Origin of the sequence: Actinoplanes regularis (genome assembly GCF_900188005.1) — a bacterium.
Lineage (GTDB): Bacteria > Actinomycetota > Actinomycetes > Mycobacteriales > Micromonosporaceae > Actinoplanes > Actinoplanes regularis.
Map to the genome: position 1 here is coordinate 68,323 of NZ_FZNR01000031.1, position 18,735 is coordinate 87,057.

The 18,735-nt window shown below is 68.8% G+C and carries 20 protein-coding genes; 15 read left to right on the forward strand and 5 right to left on the reverse strand.

The genetic code is table 11. From position 1 onward, the window contains the following. The first annotated feature begins 302 nt into the window (after nt 1–302). From CHC09_RS41370 to CHC09_RS41390, 5 genes are all read left to right on the forward strand, one after another. Nucleotides 303–602, forward strand: coding sequence for a pilin (locus tag CHC09_RS41370; RefSeq protein ID WP_089298734.1), 300 nt, complete (start codon nt 303–305; stop codon nt 600–602). A gap of 6 nt (nt 603–608) precedes the next feature. Continuing rightward, nucleotides 609–1,505 carry a hypothetical protein gene (locus CHC09_RS41375; RefSeq protein ID WP_089298735.1) on the forward strand — a complete coding sequence of 299 codons (897 nt, stop codon included), beginning with the start codon at nt 609–611 and terminating at the stop codon, nt 1,503–1,505. Continuing rightward, a complete protein-coding gene (locus CHC09_RS41380) occupies nt 1,502–2,395 on the forward strand; it encodes a PrgI family protein (protein WP_089298736.1) in 894 nt (297 codons plus the stop codon). Before CHC09_RS41375 ends, CHC09_RS41380 begins: the two co-directional genes overlap by 4 nt. Beyond that, on the forward strand, nt 2,392–4,155 hold the full coding sequence (locus CHC09_RS41385) for a VirB4 family type IV secretion system protein (RefSeq protein ID WP_239138856.1): 1,764 nt from the start codon (nt 2,392–2,394) through the stop codon (nt 4,153–4,155). Before CHC09_RS41380 ends, CHC09_RS41385 begins: the two co-directional genes overlap by 4 nt. A 281-nt stretch (nt 4,156–4,436) precedes the next feature. Next, complete coding sequence (locus tag CHC09_RS41390) at nt 4,437–5,087, forward strand: hypothetical protein (RefSeq protein ID WP_143232873.1); 651 nt, start codon at nt 4,437–4,439, stop codon at nt 5,085–5,087. Between the two features lie 88 nt (nt 5,088–5,175). Here CHC09_RS41390 and CHC09_RS48180 read toward each other — a convergent pair whose 3' ends face one another. Genes CHC09_RS48180 through CHC09_RS41405 form a run of 5 tightly spaced genes read right to left on the reverse strand, consistent with a single transcriptional unit; the run spans nt 5,176 to nt 8,323 of the window. After that, nucleotides 5,176–5,700 carry a site-specific integrase gene (locus tag CHC09_RS48180; protein WP_239138857.1) on the reverse strand — a complete coding sequence of 175 codons (525 nt, stop codon included), beginning with the start codon at nt 5,698–5,700 and terminating at the stop codon, nt 5,176–5,178. Then, nucleotides 5,673–6,866 (reverse strand): hypothetical protein, encoded by a 1,194-nt coding sequence (locus CHC09_RS41395; RefSeq protein WP_239138858.1) that lies wholly within the window; start codon nt 6,864–6,866, stop codon nt 5,673–5,675. Before CHC09_RS41395 ends, CHC09_RS48180 begins: the two co-directional genes overlap by 28 nt. 47 nt (nt 6,867–6,913) lie before the next feature. Then, nucleotides 6,914–7,234 carry a helix-turn-helix domain-containing protein gene (locus CHC09_RS41400; RefSeq protein WP_089298739.1) on the reverse strand — a complete coding sequence of 107 codons (321 nt, stop codon included), beginning with the start codon at nt 7,232–7,234 and terminating at the stop codon, nt 6,914–6,916. Between the two features lie 4 nt (nt 7,235–7,238). Next, nucleotides 7,239–7,502, reverse strand: coding sequence for a tyrosine-type recombinase/integrase (locus tag CHC09_RS48185; protein ID WP_307833950.1), 264 nt, complete (start codon nt 7,500–7,502; stop codon nt 7,239–7,241). Further along, complete coding sequence (locus CHC09_RS41405; RefSeq protein WP_239138860.1) at nt 7,439–8,323, reverse strand: site-specific integrase; 885 nt, start codon at nt 8,321–8,323, stop codon at nt 7,439–7,441. Before CHC09_RS41405 ends, CHC09_RS48185 begins: the two co-directional genes overlap by 64 nt. A gap of 193 nt (nt 8,324–8,516) precedes the next feature. Here CHC09_RS41405 and CHC09_RS41410 point away from each other — a divergent pair, with 193 nt between their 5' ends. From CHC09_RS41410 to CHC09_RS41455, 10 genes are all read left to right on the forward strand, one after another. Next, nucleotides 8,517–10,979 carry a type IV secretory system conjugative DNA transfer family protein gene (locus CHC09_RS41410; RefSeq protein WP_089298740.1) on the forward strand — a complete coding sequence of 821 codons (2,463 nt, stop codon included), beginning with the start codon at nt 8,517–8,519 and terminating at the stop codon, nt 10,977–10,979. Nucleotides 10,980–11,184: 205 nt separating this feature from the next. Beyond that, nucleotides 11,185–12,039, forward strand: a complete 855-nt coding sequence (locus tag CHC09_RS41415) for a replication-relaxation family protein (protein ID WP_089298741.1) — start codon at nt 11,185–11,187, stop codon at nt 12,037–12,039. A gap of 315 nt (nt 12,040–12,354) precedes the next feature. Continuing rightward, a complete protein-coding gene (locus tag CHC09_RS41420; protein ID WP_089298742.1) occupies nt 12,355–13,056 on the forward strand; it encodes a hypothetical protein in 702 nt (233 codons plus the stop codon). A gap of 91 nt (nt 13,057–13,147) precedes the next feature. Next, nucleotides 13,148–13,738 (forward strand): hypothetical protein, encoded by a 591-nt coding sequence (locus CHC09_RS41425; RefSeq protein ID WP_089298743.1) that lies wholly within the window; start codon nt 13,148–13,150, stop codon nt 13,736–13,738. Nucleotides 13,739–13,885: 147 nt separating this feature from the next. Continuing rightward, entirely contained in the window at nt 13,886–15,220 is a 1,335-nt protein-coding gene (locus CHC09_RS41430; protein ID WP_089298744.1) for a helix-turn-helix domain-containing protein, read from the forward strand. 175 nt (nt 15,221–15,395) lie between these two features. After that, entirely contained in the window at nt 15,396–16,370 is a 975-nt protein-coding gene (locus CHC09_RS41435) for a DUF4192 domain-containing protein (protein WP_179277508.1), read from the forward strand. An 82-nt stretch (nt 16,371–16,452) separates the two neighbouring features. Beyond that, nucleotides 16,453–17,442: a DUF932 domain-containing protein gene (locus tag CHC09_RS41440; RefSeq protein ID WP_089298746.1), complete on the forward strand. Its 990-nt coding sequence runs from the start codon at nt 16,453–16,455 to the stop codon at nt 17,440–17,442. A gap of 85 nt (nt 17,443–17,527) precedes the next feature. After that, nucleotides 17,528–17,935, forward strand: a complete 408-nt coding sequence (locus CHC09_RS41445) for a hypothetical protein (RefSeq protein ID WP_239138861.1) — start codon at nt 17,528–17,530, stop codon at nt 17,933–17,935. After that, nucleotides 17,932–18,372, forward strand: a complete 441-nt coding sequence (locus CHC09_RS41450) for a hypothetical protein (RefSeq protein ID WP_089298747.1) — start codon at nt 17,932–17,934, stop codon at nt 18,370–18,372. The genes CHC09_RS41445 and CHC09_RS41450 overlap by 4 nt, the downstream gene beginning before the upstream one ends. Nucleotides 18,373–18,400: 28 nt before the next feature. Continuing rightward, nucleotides 18,401–18,733: a hypothetical protein gene (locus CHC09_RS41455; protein WP_143232875.1), complete on the forward strand. Its 333-nt coding sequence runs from the start codon at nt 18,401–18,403 to the stop codon at nt 18,731–18,733. The last annotated feature ends 2 nt before the right edge of the window (nt 18,734–18,735 follow it).

Genomic DNA, 18,735 nt, shown 5'->3' on the forward strand with positions numbered 1-18,735 from the left:
GTGCCGTGTCGTCTCGCCGGCGGCATGGAGCCGTTGACGGATCTTGTCAGGGCGTGACAGGAGTTCGCCGAGTTCGATCGGCCTGACAGCGCGGATCTGGGCGGTGCATGTCATCCACGGCATGCCCGCGCGGCGGGGACCACCCCGGCGGCGAGGCCCAATGGTCCGGCACGGCTGGCGCGGCGCACTGACACCGCAACCCTTCGCCACACGCGAGAGAGGAGCGCCCCCAACCGGACCAGCACGGCCTTTCGCCCGGTCCCCGCCGAGGCGGCCCCGTAGAACTCCTGTGGAGCGCCGCGATGTTCACGATTCTCACCCTTCTATCCGATCTCACCGCTGCGGCTGCGGTGCAGCCGCTCGCGGCTCCGAAAAGCCTGCCGCAGGTCATCGACGGCATCACCGGCTGGATCATGGGCATCATCGCGGTCGTCGCGACGATGTTCCTGGTCATCGGCGGCCTGCGCTACATGGCCGCCGGAGGCGATCCCGCCCAGGTCGAGCAGGCTAAAGGCAACTTCAAGTCCGCGCTGATCGGCTACGCCCTCGCCGTCTTGGCCCCAGTGGTCCTGAAGGTGCTTCAGGGAATCCTGGGCGGCTGATCCATTATGACCGACTGGCTCATGGATGGCCTGGTCAGCTGGCTCGCCGAGAAGGTCGTCGACCTTCTCAGCGGCCTGCTGGCGTTGCTGGCCTCGACACTGTTCGCATCGCCGGACGTCACCGTCCTGCCGCAGGTCAAGTCGATCGCCGACAAGAGCGCCATGGTCGTCGACGCCTGCTTCATCCTCGCCATCCTCGCCGTGGGCATTGCGACCATGACCGGCGACTCGATCCAGATGCGCCAAGGCATCAAGGAGCTGATCCCGCGCCTGGTCGTCGCGTTCGTGCTGTCCGCGTTCTCCGTGCCGCTGACCGGCCAGCTCATCACCATCGCGAACGCCATCACGGTCTCGATGAGCGGCGCTAGCGCGCCGACCACGGCAACGGTCGACTTCGTCAAGGCCCGCATCAAAGCAGCGATGTCCGAGGACGGGAACGCGCTCCTCGTGGCCATCATCGGGCTGCTGATCGTCGTGCTGATGGGCATGCTCATCGGGAGCTGGTTCGTGCGCATCGGCGTGCTGTTGGTTCTCGCGGGGATCGGGCCGGTCGCGCTGGCCTGCTACGCAACTCCTTGGACTCAGGGTGCCGCCGGCCTGTGGTGGAAGACCCTGCTGGGTTGCCTGGCCACCCCGGCGCTGCAAGGCGTCGCGTTCACCACCGGCATCGACCTGATCATTAACCCGGACGCGAACCTGCCGATCGTTCTCGGAGTTCCGGAGTCGGACACGTTGAACCTGGTCCTCGTCGTGGTGATGCTCTGGGTCACGATCAAGATCCCGGCCCTGATGCGCCGCTACGTGACGGCGGGCAAAGCGCCCAACCTCGGCGGATTCCTGCTCCGGGCCGTGTTCATCCAAAGCATCACCCGCCGCCTGCCCATCCTGCGAGGTGGCCGATGACCGGCGAGGACACCACCACCCCCCGCGCCGTGGTCCCGGCGAACATCAACGAGCCCGACCGGATCGCATTCGGATTGACGTTCCGGCAGCTCGCCATCATCGGCGGCCCGGCCCTGGCCGGGTTCAGCTGCTACCGCACCTTCGGCCCGATCCTGCCGCCTGCGGCCTGGATCGCCGCCGGAATGGTCGTGTTCTCCGTCGCCGTGGTCCTGGCCATCGGCCGCCGTGACGGACTGCCGCTGAACGTGTGGCTGCGGCACGGCTTCACCTTGTCGCGCAGCCCGCGCACCCTCGCCCCCGGAACGGCGCGGGCCAGCTCGGTCGCGGCCGTGGCCGGCAAGCCGAGCGTTCCGGCGCCGCTGCGCTCCCCGGTCACGCGCGTCAATCCGGCCGGGGTGCTGACCAGCGAAGGCACCGACAAGGTGCTGATCGCGTGCGGCACCACGAACATCCACCTGCGCACCGACAGCGAACAGGCCGCTTTGCTAGACGCGTTCGGCCGGTTCCTCAACTCGCTGACCGGCCCGGCGCAACTGCTCGTCGCGGCGCAACGGCACGACCTCACCGCGTACGCGCAGGCGACCGCCGACTTCGCGCCCCGCCTGCCACACCCGGCGCTGCAGAGCGCCGCCGATGACTACGCCGCGTTCCTGCTCGATCTCGACGCCGAGCGTGATCCGCTGCGCCGTCAGGTCCTCGCGGTCGTCACCGGCGAGCACGCGGCCGATGCCGCCGTTCGCGCTCTGTCCGGCCTCGGTGTCGAAGCCGCCGCCCTAGACGGGCCGGCCGTCGCCTCGGCCCTGGCCAACGCCGTCGACCCCTTCTCTCCTGCGGTGCCTGGCCCCCGTGCGGTGCCCGGCGCCCCGATCACCGTGCGGAGCACCCCATGAAGACGTTGAAAGCCAAGAAGAGCCGCGCGGCAGGGGAGGGCATGCCCTCCCCTGCCGCGCTGTCGGTCACCCCGGCACACGTACGTGTCGGCGACGGATACGCCGCCACGTTCGTCGTGTGCGGCTACCCGGCCGAGGTCGGGCCGGCCTGGCTCGACCCGCTGCTGTCCTACCCCGGCCGCGTCGACGTCTCCGTCCACATCACCCCGGTCGCGCCGCAGCTCGCCGCGCCGATGCTCAAACGCCAGCGCGCCCGCCTGGAATCCTCGCGCCGCCTAGACGCCGGTCAGGGCCGCCTCGGCGACCCGATGACCGACGCGGCGGCCTCCGACGCCGCCGACCTCGCCGACAGGGTCGCCCGCGGCGCGGCGAAGCTGTTCGACACCGGCATCTACGTCACCATCCACGCCCGCGACCTGGACGAGCTGCGCACCATCACCGCCGGGGTGAAGTCGGCCGCCGCCAGCGTGCTGCTGGACCTGCAACCGGCCACCTTCCGCCACCAGCAGGGCTGGATCTCCACGCTGCCGATCGGCGTGGACCCGCTGCGGATGCGCCGCATCCTCGACACCACCGCCCTGGCGGCGGCGTTCCCGCTCGCCTCGGCGGACCTCGCCGCCCCGGCCCCCGGGATCGTGGCCGCCCCGGACGGTGTGCTCTACGGGCTGAACACCACCAGCAACGGCGTGGTGCTGTGGAACCGGTGGGCGCAGGACAACCACAACAGCGTGGTCCTGGCCCGCTCGGGTGCGGGCAAGTCGTACTTCGTCAAGTTGGAAGTCCTGCGCAACCTGTACCAGGGCACCACCGTTTCGGTGATCGACCCGGAGGACGAGTACACACCTCTGGCCGAACATGTCGGCGGCACGGTCGTGCAGCTCGGCCTGCCGGGCGTACGGGTCAACCCGCTCGACCTGCCCGCCGACGACCGGCCCGACACGCTCACCCGGCGCGGTCTCTACCTGCACACGCTGATCTCGGTGATGCTCGGCGCGACGCCGCCGCCGGCCGAACGAGCGGCCCTGGACCGGGCCATCACCGCCACCTACAGCAAGGCCGGGATCAACGCTGACCCGGCCACCTGGAGCAAGCCCGCACCGCTGCTGCGCGACCTCGCCGCCGTGCTGGCCACCGACGATGATCCGGCCGCCGCACAGCTCGCCGCCCGGCTCGCCCCGTGGACGGTCGGGAACTTCTCCAGCCTGTTCGACGGCCCCACCACCGCTGCCCCGGGCGGTCACCTCGTGGTGTGGTCGCTGCGGCATCTGCCCGACGAGCTGCGCACGGTCGGCACGCTGCTCGCCCTCGACGCGATCTGGTCGAGCATCGACGCTCCGGCCACCGGCGGGCGCCGGCGGCGGCAGCTCGTCGTGGTCGACGAAGCCTGGCTGCTGATGCGCGACGGCGAAGGCGCGAGATTCTTGTTCCGCATGTCCAAGGCGGCCCGCAAGCGCCTCGCCGGGCTGTGCGTGATCACCCAGGACGCCGCCGACGTCCTGTCGACCGATCTCGGCCTGGCCGTGGTCTCCAACGCCGCGACCCAGGTCTTGATGCGCCAGTCCACCCAGTCGATCGACGCGGTCACCGAGGCGTTCGGACTGACCGCCGGAGAGGCCCGGATGCTGCTGGCCGCATCGCGAGGGGAGGGCCTCCTGGTAGCCGGGCGGTCGCGGATCCCGTTTCGCAGCGTGGGGTCGGCGGCCGAGCACCGGATCGCGGTCACTTCCCCGGAGTTCGTCGCTTCTCTGGGGGATTTGTGAACGAACTGAGGGGTTTTTGGGGGTTGCAGAGCGGCTTTGGTCCCTCAGTTCGGCGAAGTCCGGAGTGTATCGGGCTGGGCAGTTAGGTGATGGACCCGAGATGTACGGCCGAGCCGGCTTCGACCTGCTCAGGAAGCGAGTTCTCCTGTCGTGACTACGATGCCCATCGACGTCGCACCTCGGGAGGCCTAGCCAATGGCCGGCCTCCACTCCGTGTGTGAGTACTGCTCGCTGACGTCACTTGCCGGAGCGTTTAGATGGGCGGCCGTACAGTGACGATCATGGACGTTGCCGACCACCCGATCCCAGTTCATGCCTGCTGGCTGTCGTGGCTTGCGGTGGCTACCTCTGATCAGGCGGAGGTGGTGCGGTCGATCGGTTTGACAGATGTACGGGCGAGTACCTGGTCGATCGGAGTGGATCTAGTCGACGACATCGCGCACAGCGGTAACGATCGTTTCTCCACCGTCGTCGTGACTCCGGCTCTGAATGGATGGGTCCTGGTGTTCGGCGCGTGGCTCGGCCTCCCATATCTTGCATGCACCGATCGGGTCACTCGGCTGTGCGAGCAGTTCAGCGCGCGCTTCGGCAAGGCCCAGGCGTATTTTCACAGCGAACAGAATGACGGCGAGGCGTGGCTGATCGCTGAGCATGGCACTGTGCTTCGGCGGTGGATCGCTGAGTACCCGGAGTCAGCGATCGGTGAGCCGTTCGGTATCGAACGGGATCTGCTCGATGCATTCGGCATCACCGGCAAGCCCGAAGATCTCGACCCGGATGATGACCTGGCATCCTCCTGGGCAGCGACGTGGGGGGACTGCTGGGCAACAACCATCGCGGCCGAGCACAGCCTTGACCCCACCACTCTCGAACCGTCGACGCCGTCAGCCGGAGCTGTCCTGATCGCCAGCACTCCGCCAGTTGGGCGCTGACCCCGGGCTGGCGTCACGCCTGTTGAGGACCAACGTAAGCAAGATCAATCACGAAATTCGCGCCAGAACGTGATTCTTGCGAACGAAATCAAGCGGGCTGGTTGACGGTGCTGGCGTAGCGGGCGGCGCCGCTGATGGACAGGCCGAACAGGTCGCAGAGAGCGCGCAGTTCTCCGCCGTTGGCGTGGGCTCCGTCGAGGATGCGGTCTTGACGGATTCGGTCGCCGGAGGTGCCGAGTTGTTTGCGGATCCACCAGTTGGTGCATGGCCGGAGGGTGGTCCAGTTGCGGGCGTGGATGAACAGGTGGGGGTTAACGCTGGTCGGCCAGGTTTTCAGCCGGTATTCGAGATAGGCGTTGAGGCGATCGCGGGCGGGTTCCGCGAGCAAGATGACGCGGTCGTCGATGTGCAGCCGGCCATCTTGCACATCGGTGAGTTTCAGCTCGGCGAGCTGGTAGATGCGCACGGCGTGGAAGGCGAGCAGGGCGGTGAGTGCTTCGGTTGCGGGCCGACCGTCGATAAGGTTCGCGCGGACCTGAGCGAGATCGATGGCGATCGGCGCTTTCCTGATGTTGGACGGGTTCTTCATGCGGGCGGTGGGGTTGACGAACACGGTCTTGCGGGCTTTGAGGATCCGGAAGATCGACCGGAGGCCTTGCAGCATCGTGGGGCGTTCGGTGCCGCCGGAGGGCAGGACCGCGCGGACCTGGTCGGCGTGATCGCTCGCAACGATTGATGCTCGGTGGCCCATTGGCGGATGGCGGGCAGTGCCCAGCGCAGCTGAGTGCTCGTGGTGTTGTCGTGCCGGGGACGACGACGCGGGGTGGTCTCGGAGCCGTGCCGCATGACGTCGAACCAGACGCTGAGCTCACTGCGCATGGGCTCGGGCAAGTCGCTGATCACGGTCAGGAACCAGCGCTCGATCGCGGGGGCGCGGTCCTCCTTGAGCATGCCGGCTTCGTCGAGGACGTCCGCGACGACGCGGGCCGGATGCCTGATCCGGCTCAGCAGCATGATGTCGCTGCGTCGGATCGGCGCTCCTGGAGTGTCCTGGATCGCGAGCATGATCCGGACGGCGCGGCGAACTCGTTCCGCCTTGGACTTGGTCCAGCCGTAGCGGCGGGCGTGGTCGCCAACAAATTGCATGAGCGCCGCCTCCAAGCCTGGAAGCGGCGGTGGTGGCAGCTGGAGGCCGGGATGGGCGGACAGGTCTCGCGTGAGGTCGAAGAAGACGAGCTGGCGGTGCTCGACTGGGCGCAGCAGGCTCATGTCGGCCGGAACGGTCTTCTTCACGTAGGGCTTGCTGGGCCCGGATCCGGTCCACATGCCGGCGAAGAACAGCTGCTGACCGTACCGGTTGGCGTCGGCCATCGGCACTCGATCGGGACGCTCGCCGTGCAGCCGCGCGATCATGCTGCGTTGCCGGAAGCAGAGCCGGCAATGTCCGGCTTCGCCGAGGTGAGCGTGCCGCGAGCAGGTCGGACAGTCTCCGAGCTGCGGGAATCTTTCTCCCCAGTTCCGGCAGGCCGCGCATTGCCAGCCGTAGGTGCGGGTGACGCCCCAGGCGAAGCAGTGTGGGCAGGAGTCGATGACCACGGGAATGCTGGCCAGCGGCCCGGCTTCTCGCCAGACCGGCGACAGCTGGCCCGGGGCATGCGGGTGGCAGCGGGCGCACAAGCCGCTGGTGTAGTAGTCCTTGCTGGACCTGCATCGGCGGCAGGGCGGCGGCGTGACGGGGCCGCCGGGCCAGCACTGGAAGCAGAACGGCACCTCTCGCATCGCGGGAGGACGGACCCGGCAGACCGTGCATGGTTTCGGACGTCGCGTCATGCCGGTGGAGTACTGCGCTGTCGGCCGAGTCGCGCCACCGGCGCGACGGGCTGCTGTTCACCGACCGCTTGCACCCGTTGCGGCCGTCTTGCCGCGACTTGCTCGGGCTCGCAGATCAACAAGTCGGCCGGACTGCAGCCCAGGACCGAGCAGATGACGTCCAAATCGTCGAGACGGATCGTCGTCGGTGTTCCAGTCCACAGGCCGGACATCTTCCCGGCACTGATTTCCAGACCCGCGTCGGCCAGCAATCGCCGCATTTCGGTGGACTTCCAGATACCCTTCTCGGCCGCGCGCAGGCGCAGATTCCATCGCATCGTCTCAGCCTCCCAATCGCGCGAGCCGCGCTGCAGTCCGCTCGTTCGCCGCGACCCATGCCTTCTCGACGTGATGCGCAGGCACGTGAACGTAATGTGTCGTCGTCGAAAGCCAGGAATGGCCCAACAATTCCTGGATAGCTTTTAGGTCGACGCCTTGGCGATACAACGACGAAGCGCAGAAATGTCTCAGCACATGCGGCGTCAAACGGCCTTTCCACTGCGGCAGCCAGCGCGCCACCGCCTCGGCGAGGCCGTCTCGAAGCACCTGGTCCCCGGCCCGGTGACACAACCCGTCAACGGATCGGGTAGCCGCTCAGTCGGTAGCAGGGGCGCATCGAGCCGCTGATAGTCATCGCCGAATTGGTGCCGGACATCGGTGACCCACCAGTCCAATAGCGCCCCAACCGAGTTGATGGCGGGGATCAGTCGAGTCTTCGGGCCGCGACCACGGCTGCCCTTACCGAACCGGACGTGCACCGATCCGAACTCGCCCAGATCTCTGCGCCAGTCCCTGATATCGAGCATCCGAGTTTCCTGAATTCGTAATCCGACGCGGCGCCACAACGACGCGGCAAGGTAACACCGCGCGGCCGGCAGATACTTGCGGGCGCTCGGCAGCCAGTCGCGCCACGCAGCGAACAGCTCGTCTATCTCGTCTTCGCTGGGCGGCACCCGCGCAGCGCCGTAATCCGAGCGGCCAGGCCGGTTGAACTCGTCGATCACCTGCGCGACGACGACGCCGGTCAACGCCGCGATGTCGCCCTGCTGCCGTTCGACCAGAAAGTCGAAGAATCTGCCGATTGAGCTGGCCTTGTGCTCCACCGTCAGCCGCGCGCGTCCCGACGTCCGCTGGTGGGCGAGGAATCGGTCGGCGTCACCAGGTTGAGCCGTCCAGACCGGGCGGCCCAGGAAACGGATGAACTCGAACAACGTGTATCGGTCCGCCGAGACCGTGCTGTCGCATGAGCCAGCGGCAACCCCGGACAACAGGAACTGATCCACCAGCTCCTGCTCGAAGTCCTGCGCGTCCTGCTCCGTCGCAAGGCGCCGCGGCCCATGCAACGACCGCACCACCGCGAGCGCCACGCGCACACCTCAGATCCGAGAACTCGACCATCCACTTAGAACATTGGAGATCGTTCATGATTCCCGACGCTACGTCAACAAGACCCGGGCCCCGGTTTCGCTGCCTACAGCCCTGCAGAAGGCCGCTTCATCGGTCCATGGGGTCTGAGGAACTCCAGACAAGTCCGGTAACGGGGATCGGCGAGGTGACCTCATGAGCACCGCGCCGACCTGGCCTGCCGATCTCGGCCACTGGGTTGTCGCCCGGCCGTGGCTCGGGCTCGTGGCCGCCGCGCTCATCGTGGCGACCGTTTTCGGCCATGATCAGCTGCTCAACTGGCGGCACCGCCGGTTCCTCACCGGCGCGCGGTGGGTGACGATCGCCGCGCCGCCGGAGGTCACCGCCGAGGCCGCCGCCGCGTTCTGGACCACCGTCGTCGGCGTGCTGACGCCGTCGGTGTGGCGGCGCAGGCTCTACGGCTACCCGCACGTCGGGTGGGAGTACACCTGGACCGGCCGCGCCCTGGCCATCCGGGTGTGGGTGCCCGGCACGGTCCCGCCCGGCGCGGTCGAAGCCGCCGTCCGCGCAGCCTGGCCAGCGGCGACCATGACCACCGAGGACGCGGACGCGCCGATCCCGGCCACGGTGGGCGAGCAGGCAGGCGGGGCGCACTGGCCCCAGCACACCGACGTGCTGCCGCTGCGCGCCGAGCACGACGCGGACCCGTTGCGGGCGCTGCTGTCCGCCGGGGCCGAGGTCTGGCACCGGGAGTACGCGTGCGTCCAGGTGCTGGCCCGGCCCGCCTCCACCCGCCGGGTGCGGGCGGCCCGCCGGTCGGCGGCCACGAGCGGCCATCCTCACGGGCGACCAGACCCGGCGACCCGCGTCGCAGCCGGGGCGGCCCGCCTGGCGATCGAGCCGCTGCTCTGGTTCCTCGAGATATTCCTTCCCGGCCCCTCCCGGCACCGTGCCCCGCACGCCACGGCGGTACGGGCGGGCGATCGGGATCCGGTCGCCGGGGCTGAGGCGCGCACGGTGGTGGACAAGGCCGTCCGGGTGCCGCACTTCGAGATCGCGGTCCGGTTCGCCGTCGCCGCGCAGCCGGACAGGACTACGCCCACTCCAGAACGGGCCAGGCAGATTCAGCAGCGGCTCGTCGGCCTGGGGCACACGATCGCTTCGGCCGCCGCGGCGTACACCGGCCCGAACCGGTTGCGCCGGATGAAGATGCCGCACCCGGTCGCCACCCTCGCCGGTCGCCGCCTGCGGCGCGGCTTTCTGGCCACCGTCCCGGAGCTCGCGGCCCTCGCCGCACTACCGCAGGACTTGGCGGTGCCCGGCTTGGACCGGGCTCGGGCCAAGGCGGTGCCGGCGCCGGTGCAAGTGCCCAGCGGCGGTCGAGGGGTGAAAATCCTGGGCCGCTCGCAGGTCGGGCACCACAGCGTCGGCATCAAGGTCACCGACGCCCGGCAGCACATGCACATCGTCGGAAAGACCGGCGTCGGCAAGTCCACGCTGCTGCTGAACCTGATCCTCGGCGACATCAAGGCCGGACGCGGGACGGTGGTCATCGACCCGCGTGGCGATCTGATCAACGACATCCTCGACCGGCTGCCTGCCTCCTACGCCGACAAGATCGTCATCATTGACCCGGACCAGGAGAACCCAGGCTGCTTCAACCCCCTCGACGACCAGGGCGATCCGCACCTGGCGGTCGACAACCTCGTCGGGATCTTCGCGAAGATCTTCCAAGGCCAGTGGGGGCCGCGCATGGACGACACCATGCGCGTGGCCTGCCTGACGCTGATGCGCCATGCCAAACCCACGCTGAGCCTGGTGCCGTCGCTGTTGCAGGACCGGCAGTTCCGGGGCCGGTTCACCCAAGGTCTCGATGACCCGGACGGCCTCGGTGGGTTCTGGCTCTGGTACGACGGCATCAACGAGCAGTTCCGCGGCCAGGTCATCGCCCCGGTCCTTGCCCGGCTCAGAGCCTTCCTGCTCAGGGATTTCGTCAAGAGCGTGATCGGCAACGCCCACTCGTCGTTCGACATGCGCAAGATCCTCGACGGCGGAGTGCTGCTGTGCCGGCTACCCAAAGGGCAGCTCGGTGAGGAGACCAGCCGCATCCTCGGCTCGATGATCGTCGCTCGGGTGTGGCAGGCCGCCATCGCCCGCGCCGCCATCCCCGAGGACCAGCGCAAAGACGCCACGTTGTACGTCGATGAGGTCCAGAACTTCCTCACGCTGCCCGGCAGTGTCGGGGACATGCTGGCCGAGGCGCGGGGTTACCGGCTCGGCATGGCCTTCGCCCATCAGGACCTCGCCCAGCTCCCGAACGACGTCGCCGCGGCGATATCGGCGAACGCCCGCTCGAAGGTGTTCTTCAACGTCGACCCTGCCGACGCCCGGGAACTGTCGCGGCACACCAAACCCGAGGTGGACGAGCACGACCTCGCCCACCTCGACGTCTTCACCGCCACGGCCCGGCTGCTGGTCGGCAACCGGGAACTCCCGGCGTTCACCTTCGTCACCAACCCGCCCGCCGAACCCGACGGCGATCCGACGGCGATCCGAGTGGCGTGTGCCGCCGCGAACGGTCCCGCCGGGGAAGAGCCGCCGATGCAGCAGCTCGCCCGCACGGCGATGAAGCGGCGAATGAACGACCGCAAGCCCTGACCAGGCGGTGCGTTCGAGGGCTCGCCTGGGTGCGTCATCGGGGGCTCGTCTGGGGGTGTCTGCGACACGAGTCCCCAGACGAGCCCCCTACATGTCGCCTGTCAGGTACCTGAGCTGGGCAAACCTGTCCGACGGCGGCCCTGAATTCAAGATCCATACGTCCAGACTCCCTACAGGGTTTCTCTCTCCACGGGGGGTGAGCTGTATGCCGCTATCGCGGACGGCCAGCCTGCTGGCCATCTATCCCCACATCACCAGCCGTGACCGGCTCCTGCTCCAGCTCCTCGACGACCACCAGGTTCTGACCACCGGCCAGATCCACCGCATGCTGTTCGCCGCCCGGCGGACCTGCCAGCTACGCCTAAACGAGCTGGCCGCCCTGGGCCTGGTCGAGCGGTTCCGTTTCCCGCGCGACGGCGGCGGCAGCCAGCCGTGGCATTGGACGCTCGGCCACAACGGACAGCGGTTCCAAGCCGCCGCCCACGAACGACCCGAGCCCACCGCACGATCCAGCAACCAGACCGTGCAGCGGCTGTCGGCGAACCCGCACCTGACCCACCTCGTGCTGACCAACGACTTCTTCGTCCGCCTGACCGAGTACGCCCGCCGGCACGCCGAAGCCCGCCTCGACCGGTGGTGGTCCGAGCAGGTCACCCACAAGCAGTACCTGACCATCACCGCCGACGGGCACGGCCTGTGGACCGTCGGCGACATCACCGTCGGGTTCTTCCTGGAGACCGACACCGGCACCGAAGCCCTCGGCAGCCGGGTGGTCGCCAAACTCAAGAAATACGGCGACCTCATCCGGCACGGCGGCGCGCGGTATCCGGTGCTGTTCTGGCTCGCCAGCGAGCAACGCGAGGAGAACCTCCACCGGCTGCTGCCCGGCCAGCACACCACCGTCCCGGTCGCGACGGCCACCCACGCCAGCGATCCCGCCGCCCGCGTCTGGCTGGCGCGGGGCTCCACAAGCCGGGTACCGCTCACCGAGCTGCCCAGCGATCACGGCGCGCCCATCGCGGAGAACCCCAACTACGACAACGGAGTCTTCCTGCTCTGACAGGCGCTGACAGCTCCATCGCCGAACCTGTCAACGCAGGTCATGGGCATGATCGCGAATCCTGACAGAGGCGGCGCTGTCAGGTCACGAAGCTACGGTGCAGCTTCCTTTCATTCTTTGTTCGCACCGTCGCCCGTCTCGACCCGCCTCGCGGGACTGCCCGCGCCCGGCCCAGTTCACCAACAGCCCACCTCTTCGGTCGGCTCGTGATCTGCGCCCCGCGCACCTTCTCGGCAGCCTTTCCCGCCGGTCCAGACGCCGCGATCCGGTGGCACCACCCAACCCCGTCCCGCTTCGCAAAGGGAGCACCCCGTCATGCCCACGAACAGCCCGCTCACCGATCAGATCGTCACCGTCTGCTTCAACCCCAGCGACGACGCCGACTGGTTCGCTGCCAGCGAGAAGGTCAACGACCTACTGAGTGCCAACGGCACCCCGGCCCGCCGCTTCCGCGTGCGCCACCGCCGATTCATCGGCTTGCTGACCCGGTTCCTCGGGTACTACCTGCTCGACGCCGCCCGCAAGTTCGGCGCCATCACCCTCGCGGCCGGAGGCCGCAAGAGCCGCCTGGATCTGCCCGGCATGTCGCAGGTCGCCGCGAACGAGGCCATCGCCCGCTGGCGTGCCTGGAACATGCACATCAACGCCACCACCAAGCCCGCCCGGGCCTGGGAGGACTTCCTCGCTCAGCACCACGCCGACCCGACCAAGGTCACCCTGGCCGAGGCACGCCGGCGGTTCGAGCAGCAGCCTCGGGCGCTCGCCATGCTCGCCTACGCCGGCGGCTATGTCTTCGACCCCTACGAGCTGTCGCTCTACCAGGCCGGAGAAGCCACCTACGCCGGGCTCTACTGGCGCATCGCGCTCATCGGCGACGCGCTGATCACCACCGACGGACGCATCATGCGGCCCGCCAGCGACTCCCTGGCTGACCGGTTCCGGTTCCTCAACGAGGCGTGCGCCTACCTGCGGGGCCTGAATTCCCACGCACGGCTGTGCGCCGTCGCCATCGCCTAACCTCCCACCCCACTCCCGGCACCTCGAAGACCGGTCGCAGCCCCGCTGCGACCGGGTCTTCGGCGTGTCCGCGATCCGAAAGGAGACACCCATGCCGTACCTCGACCTGGTGGCGAGATGGATCTGGCAGACCACCGGCCGGACCATCGATCAGCACGCCGTCGATCCCGTCCCGGCCGCCGCGCACCTCCCGGCATCCGCCGATGCGCTGCGCCTCGCCCGCGAAGTGCTGCTCAACGCGGTGGACGAGTTCCGCACCCAGCTCATCAACGGCGACGACCTGACCGGCTCGGCCACCGTGCTGGCCAACACCCTGAGCGAGATCACCGAGCACGTCAACGACTACGAGGGCGCCCGCATCCACCTCGACAAGCTCATCAACGACCCCGACCGCACGGTGTACGTCGCCACGAACCCCGTGCAGCCGGTGCACCGGCGCTACGTCAACCCCGGCGACACCGTCCTGATCGTGCTGCCGCACAGCACCTACCTCCGCCAGCAGCAGATCGCCGGGCGAGCCGTACGGGCGCAGATCCATAAGTCCGACGTCGAACTCGACCCCGCCGAGTACCCCGGCCCGGTGCGGCTCTCCCACGGGATCGCCGGGATCTACCGCGACCCCGTCGAGGACCGGCTCTACATCCTGCGCGCCACCGGCGAGCGGCGGATCTCCCGCCGCTGACCGGCCGATGCGGCAACGCATCCCGATCTCCGGATCGCACGCACGCGGCTCCCGCACCCGCTCGGAAGCCGCTGCCCGCGCACCGGCGTACCACCGCCCAGCACATCCGTGCCGGGCATCATCCCTGATTCCCGAGGAGGGAACCCCATGGAACACCTGTCCCTGACCCCTGCGACGCAGGCGGTCCTGAAGGCGCTGGCCGAGCTCGGCCAGGGCAACGTCCACGAGCTGGCCGAGAAGTCCGGCAAGGCCCGTTCCACCACCGACAAGGCCATCAAGACCCTGACCGACGTCGGTCTGATCGTCACGGTCGACCTCGGCGCGGACGCGGCCGAGGGCACGCCCACCCGATGGACGCTATCGGAGGACGCCACCGCGGCACTGGAGGCGGCCGACCTCGGCGACGAGCCCACCGCCGGCCTGGACGAGACGGACGCCGACCAGGGCTCCGCCTCGGCGGACGAGCCGGACACCGGCGACGGCGAGCCGCTCGGTGACGCCGACAACTGGGCCCCGGAAACCGGTCACCACGACGGTGAGGCCACCGACGACCGGCAGGAGGCGGCCGACCAGGACGAGAACGACGGCGAAGTTGACGACGAACCTGGTGCTCCGGCCACGGCAGGGTCGCCTACGACCGTTGTCGCGCCGACGCGTCCCGGCGACCGCAAGGTCATGGCCATCAAGGGCGTCCTGGCCGAGCACAGCGAAGACGGTGCGACTGTCGACGTGATCGTCGCCGAGAGCGGCATTGGCCACCCGACCACCATCCGGCTGCTGGCCGCAATGGAGCAGGCCGACGCCGCCCGCCGCAAGCCCGGTCTACCGGAGCGGTGGATCGCCGGGCCGACCAAGGCCAGCGAGGTCGACCCGAACCCCGAGCCGCCGCGCTGCGCGCTGTGCTTCCAGGTGATCCGCGGTGTCACGAGCACCCCGGCCGCTGTGGCGGCGGTGCAGAGTCTGATCCGGCCGGACGGGACGCTGCACATCCTCGACACCGATGACGAGACCCGCGTCGTCACCCTGCCCACCCCGCTGCCCCCGCGCTCGCTGAACAACAGCCCGAGCACCGTGGGCCAGCGCAGCGCCGTGACCATCAACGGCGACGGCAACCAGCCCTTCGCCCGGGGCGAACTGGAGAAGCTGACCATTGCAGAGCTGGCCGAGAACCCCGGCCGGCTGATGACTCCGCAGGAGATCGCCACCGCGATCAGCGCGAGGCTCGGTGGCCGGACCGTGAGCCCGGGCGCGGTGCGCAACAACTGCACCAAGGCCGCCGCTGCGGGCAGCATCCTGCTGGTCTCCGAGGCTCCGCTGACGTTCGTATTCGAGGCACACGACGACGGCAGTTCCGCCGAGGCAGCCCCGGACGGCGAAGAGTCGGGTGCCGAGGGCGATGCCGCCGACAGCGCCGAAGGCACCGGAGACGCCGTGGAGCAGCTCAGCGGCGAGCAGGACACCAACGACGCCGAGGAGTCCTAGCCGGTTCGCCCGGGGGCAGGGACCGCACCCTGCCCCCGGCCGCGAGCCGCAGCAGGACCGAGAATTCGAACCCTCCACATCGTCCCGTGCCGGGAAACTCGAACCACATTCCCGGCACGACCGGGTCAGACGTGTGTCCGGGTTTCCCGGTCCCCATCGACTTCGGGAAGCGACCATGACCCATCCCGCAGAACTGAGCCTCAAAGACTCGACCAACGTCGTCGCCGTCGTGCCCTACCTGCTCGGGTACCACCCGCACGACCAGCTCATCATCCTGGCGCTGAAGGACAGCCAAGTCCTCTTCGCCGCAGCCGCGCCCCTGCCGTACTCCAGCGACCCGGTCAGCGACGCCACCGAGGTAGCCACCCGGATCACGGCGCATGGCCCGGACAGGGTCGTCCTTATCGGGTACGGCCCCGGGGAAGCGGTTGCCACGGCAGTCGACCAAACGATCGGCGCGTTCACCGCCCTCGACGTCGCTGTCTCGGCCTCGTTCCGTGTCTATGACGACTGGCTCTGGCATCTGCGTTGCGACGACCCGGAGTGCGAACTCGGCATCCCGTTCGACGTCAGCACGACCGCAGTAGCCGCCCAGGCCACCCTCCTGGGATACGTCGCCGCTGAGGACGTCCACACCTACGCCACACGGCTCGCCCCGGTCACCGGAGACGAGCGCAAAGGCATGCAGACCGCCCTGGCCGCAGCACATCGGCACCTCGACGACCTCGCCGCCGGCTCCAGCGAGGAGCAGATCCGCACAACCTTCCACGATCTCGTCGAAAGGCTCCTGAGAGAAGCCCGCACCACCTACGAGCAGCACCGCGGACTCGCCGACAGCACAACTGCGCTCCTGCTCGCCCTGCTGAGCGGCCCTCACGCTCCCGGCGCGGTGATGAAGCACGTCCATGGCGAAGATCTCGACGTGCGCATCTGGACCGACCTGACACGCCGCGCCGATCCCGTCCACGCCGCTGCCCCCGCCACCCTGCTCGCGCTCGCCGCGCTACAGCGCGGCAACGGCCACCTTGCCCGCCTAGCCATCGAACGGGCCCAGGAAGCCGAACCCGAGGACACGCTGATCCAGCGCCTTGCCGAGGTCATCAGCCGCGGCATCGCTCCAGCCGACGTCCGCCGTCTCGTGCACGAGTAGGTCAGATCTGGCCGCTATCCACATCCCATCGCGGGGCTGAGCTGGTGCTCGGCCCCGCGCCCGTTTGAGAAGGAGAACCCCTGTGCCACACGAACTCGACCGATTCGCCGACGGCACCACCGCATTCGCCAGTGCCCGCGTGTCGGCCTGGCACCGGCTGGGCACCGTCACCCAGAACACCATGAAGGCCGAAGAGATCATGGCCGCCGCCAAACTCGGCGACTGGGGCGTACGGACGATCCGCGCGGTCGGCATCGACATCGTCGACGGCGTCGAGGTGCAGATCCCCGCCGACGACAAGCGGATGACCGTACGCCGGAACCCGGTCACCGGGGCCACGGAGTATCTGGGCATCGTCGGCACCGACTACACCGTGGTCCAGAACGAGCAATGCGCCGCGATGCTCGACCAGCTCGTGGACCAGGTCGGCGGCGCCCACTTCGAAACCGCCGGCAGCCTACGACGCGGCAAGAGCGTGTTTGTCACGCTCAAGCTCCCGGACACGATGCAGATCGCCGGAGTCGACCGGATGGACCTCTATCTGATCGGCACCACCAGCCACGACGGCACCGCCGCGCTGCGGGTGGACGCCAGCCCGATCCGGGTCGTGTGCGCCAACACCCAGAGGGCCGCGTTCGCGCACGCCGTCGGGCACTACACCTTCCGGCACACCTCGAACGTCGGCTCCCAGATCATCCAGTGCCGTGAAGCCCTCGGCCTGATGTGGAAGTACATGGACACCTTCGAGCAGGCGGCCGAACGCATGCTCAACACCGAGCTGGCCATGCGCGAGTTCGAGAAGGTGGTCGGCCAGGTGTGGCCGGTCAAGGACAACGCCTCCGAGACCACCCAGCGCAACGCCAAGCAGCGGCTCGGCACCCTGAAGTACCTGATCACCGAGGCCGACACCCAGCAGGCCATCAAGGGCAGCCGGTGGGCCGGATACCAGGCCATCACCGAATACCTGGACCACTACCAGCCCGCCAAGAACGAGCTGGTCCGCGCCAACCGCGTGCTGACCGGCGCCATCGGCGATCTCAAGCTGACTGCCTTCGACCTGCTGAAGGTCTAACCACCTCCACCCATTCACCCGCCCGGGGCACGTTGGCCCACGCGGGCCAACGTGCCCCGGCTCGCACATGAACGGACACGAGCCGATGATCCCGATAACCCCTCACCTGCTGCATCCCCGCGATCCACGCCAATCTGTCTGCGGAATCCCCGCCGACAAGGTCCGCCGCTGGGAGACCGAAGATCCGCCCCGACCCCACACCTGCGAGGACTGCCTCACCCAGTACGAGGAGGCGGCCCGCCCCGACGACGCCAACCACCCGATCGGCGACGCGACCCTCATCGACACGCTCCGACGCATCGTCGCCGAGCGCCAGCACGCCAAGGTCGACGGCGTTCTGATCGACCTGTGGTCGGCCAGCGTCACCGTCACCATCTGGGACCGCCTACGCGATGACCGGCGGCAGCGCCTCCTACAGCTGCCGTCCCACGCGCTGATCCTTCAATGCGTCCGCATCTACGCCCACGTCACCGTGCCCCGAGGTGAGCGATGACCGGCCGCCAGGAACAGTGGTTCCACTTCGGGCCGTGGGTCTTCTCCATCGACGCCGCCCAAGCGCTGATCGCCGCCGCGCCCCGCGACACCGTTTCTCTCCCGGTCACGGCCTGGGCCACCGCGTACGGCCTCACCCAGCTCGACGACCCGCACCGGACGGCGGCCAACCTCATCGGCCCCACCTCGGACGCCGTCGACCGGCTTTACGCGATGAGCACCGACCTGACCAAACCCGTGCTCCTCGGCCGGATCTGCATCGGCGTCCATCCGCCCGCCGCGCTGCTGATCGACGGAGTCCACCGGCTCTACCACGCCTGGCGCGAAGGCGTACCCCAACTGCCGGCCTACCAGCTCACCGCCGAGGAAACCCGCGCCGTCCAGCACGACAAGCTCCTCGGCCCCGGCGTCACCAGCATCATCCCGCCCTCCACCTGACGACCCCTCGACACCCAACGGAGCCACGATGCCCCACTACCTGCAGGCATGGCAGCGCCAGTGCGACTGCCGATGCCCCGTGCACGACCGGCAGGCCCGCGTCACCTACGACGAGCCCGGCTGTGCGTGCACCATCACCTGCGCCACCCAACCCCTAACGCTGCTCGCCGATCGCTGGGGCTACGCGTTCTTTCTCGACCAGCGCGGTGACCTCTGGCAGGTCCCGGCCCTGACCAATGGCACCTGGGACTGGGAGAACGCCGGAGAGGTCGACACCCGACACGACCTCTACCACGCCAGCGTGGTCATCGAGCACCTACTACGCGCGTCCGCGTACCTGCTCGCGAACGCCCCCGTCTGATC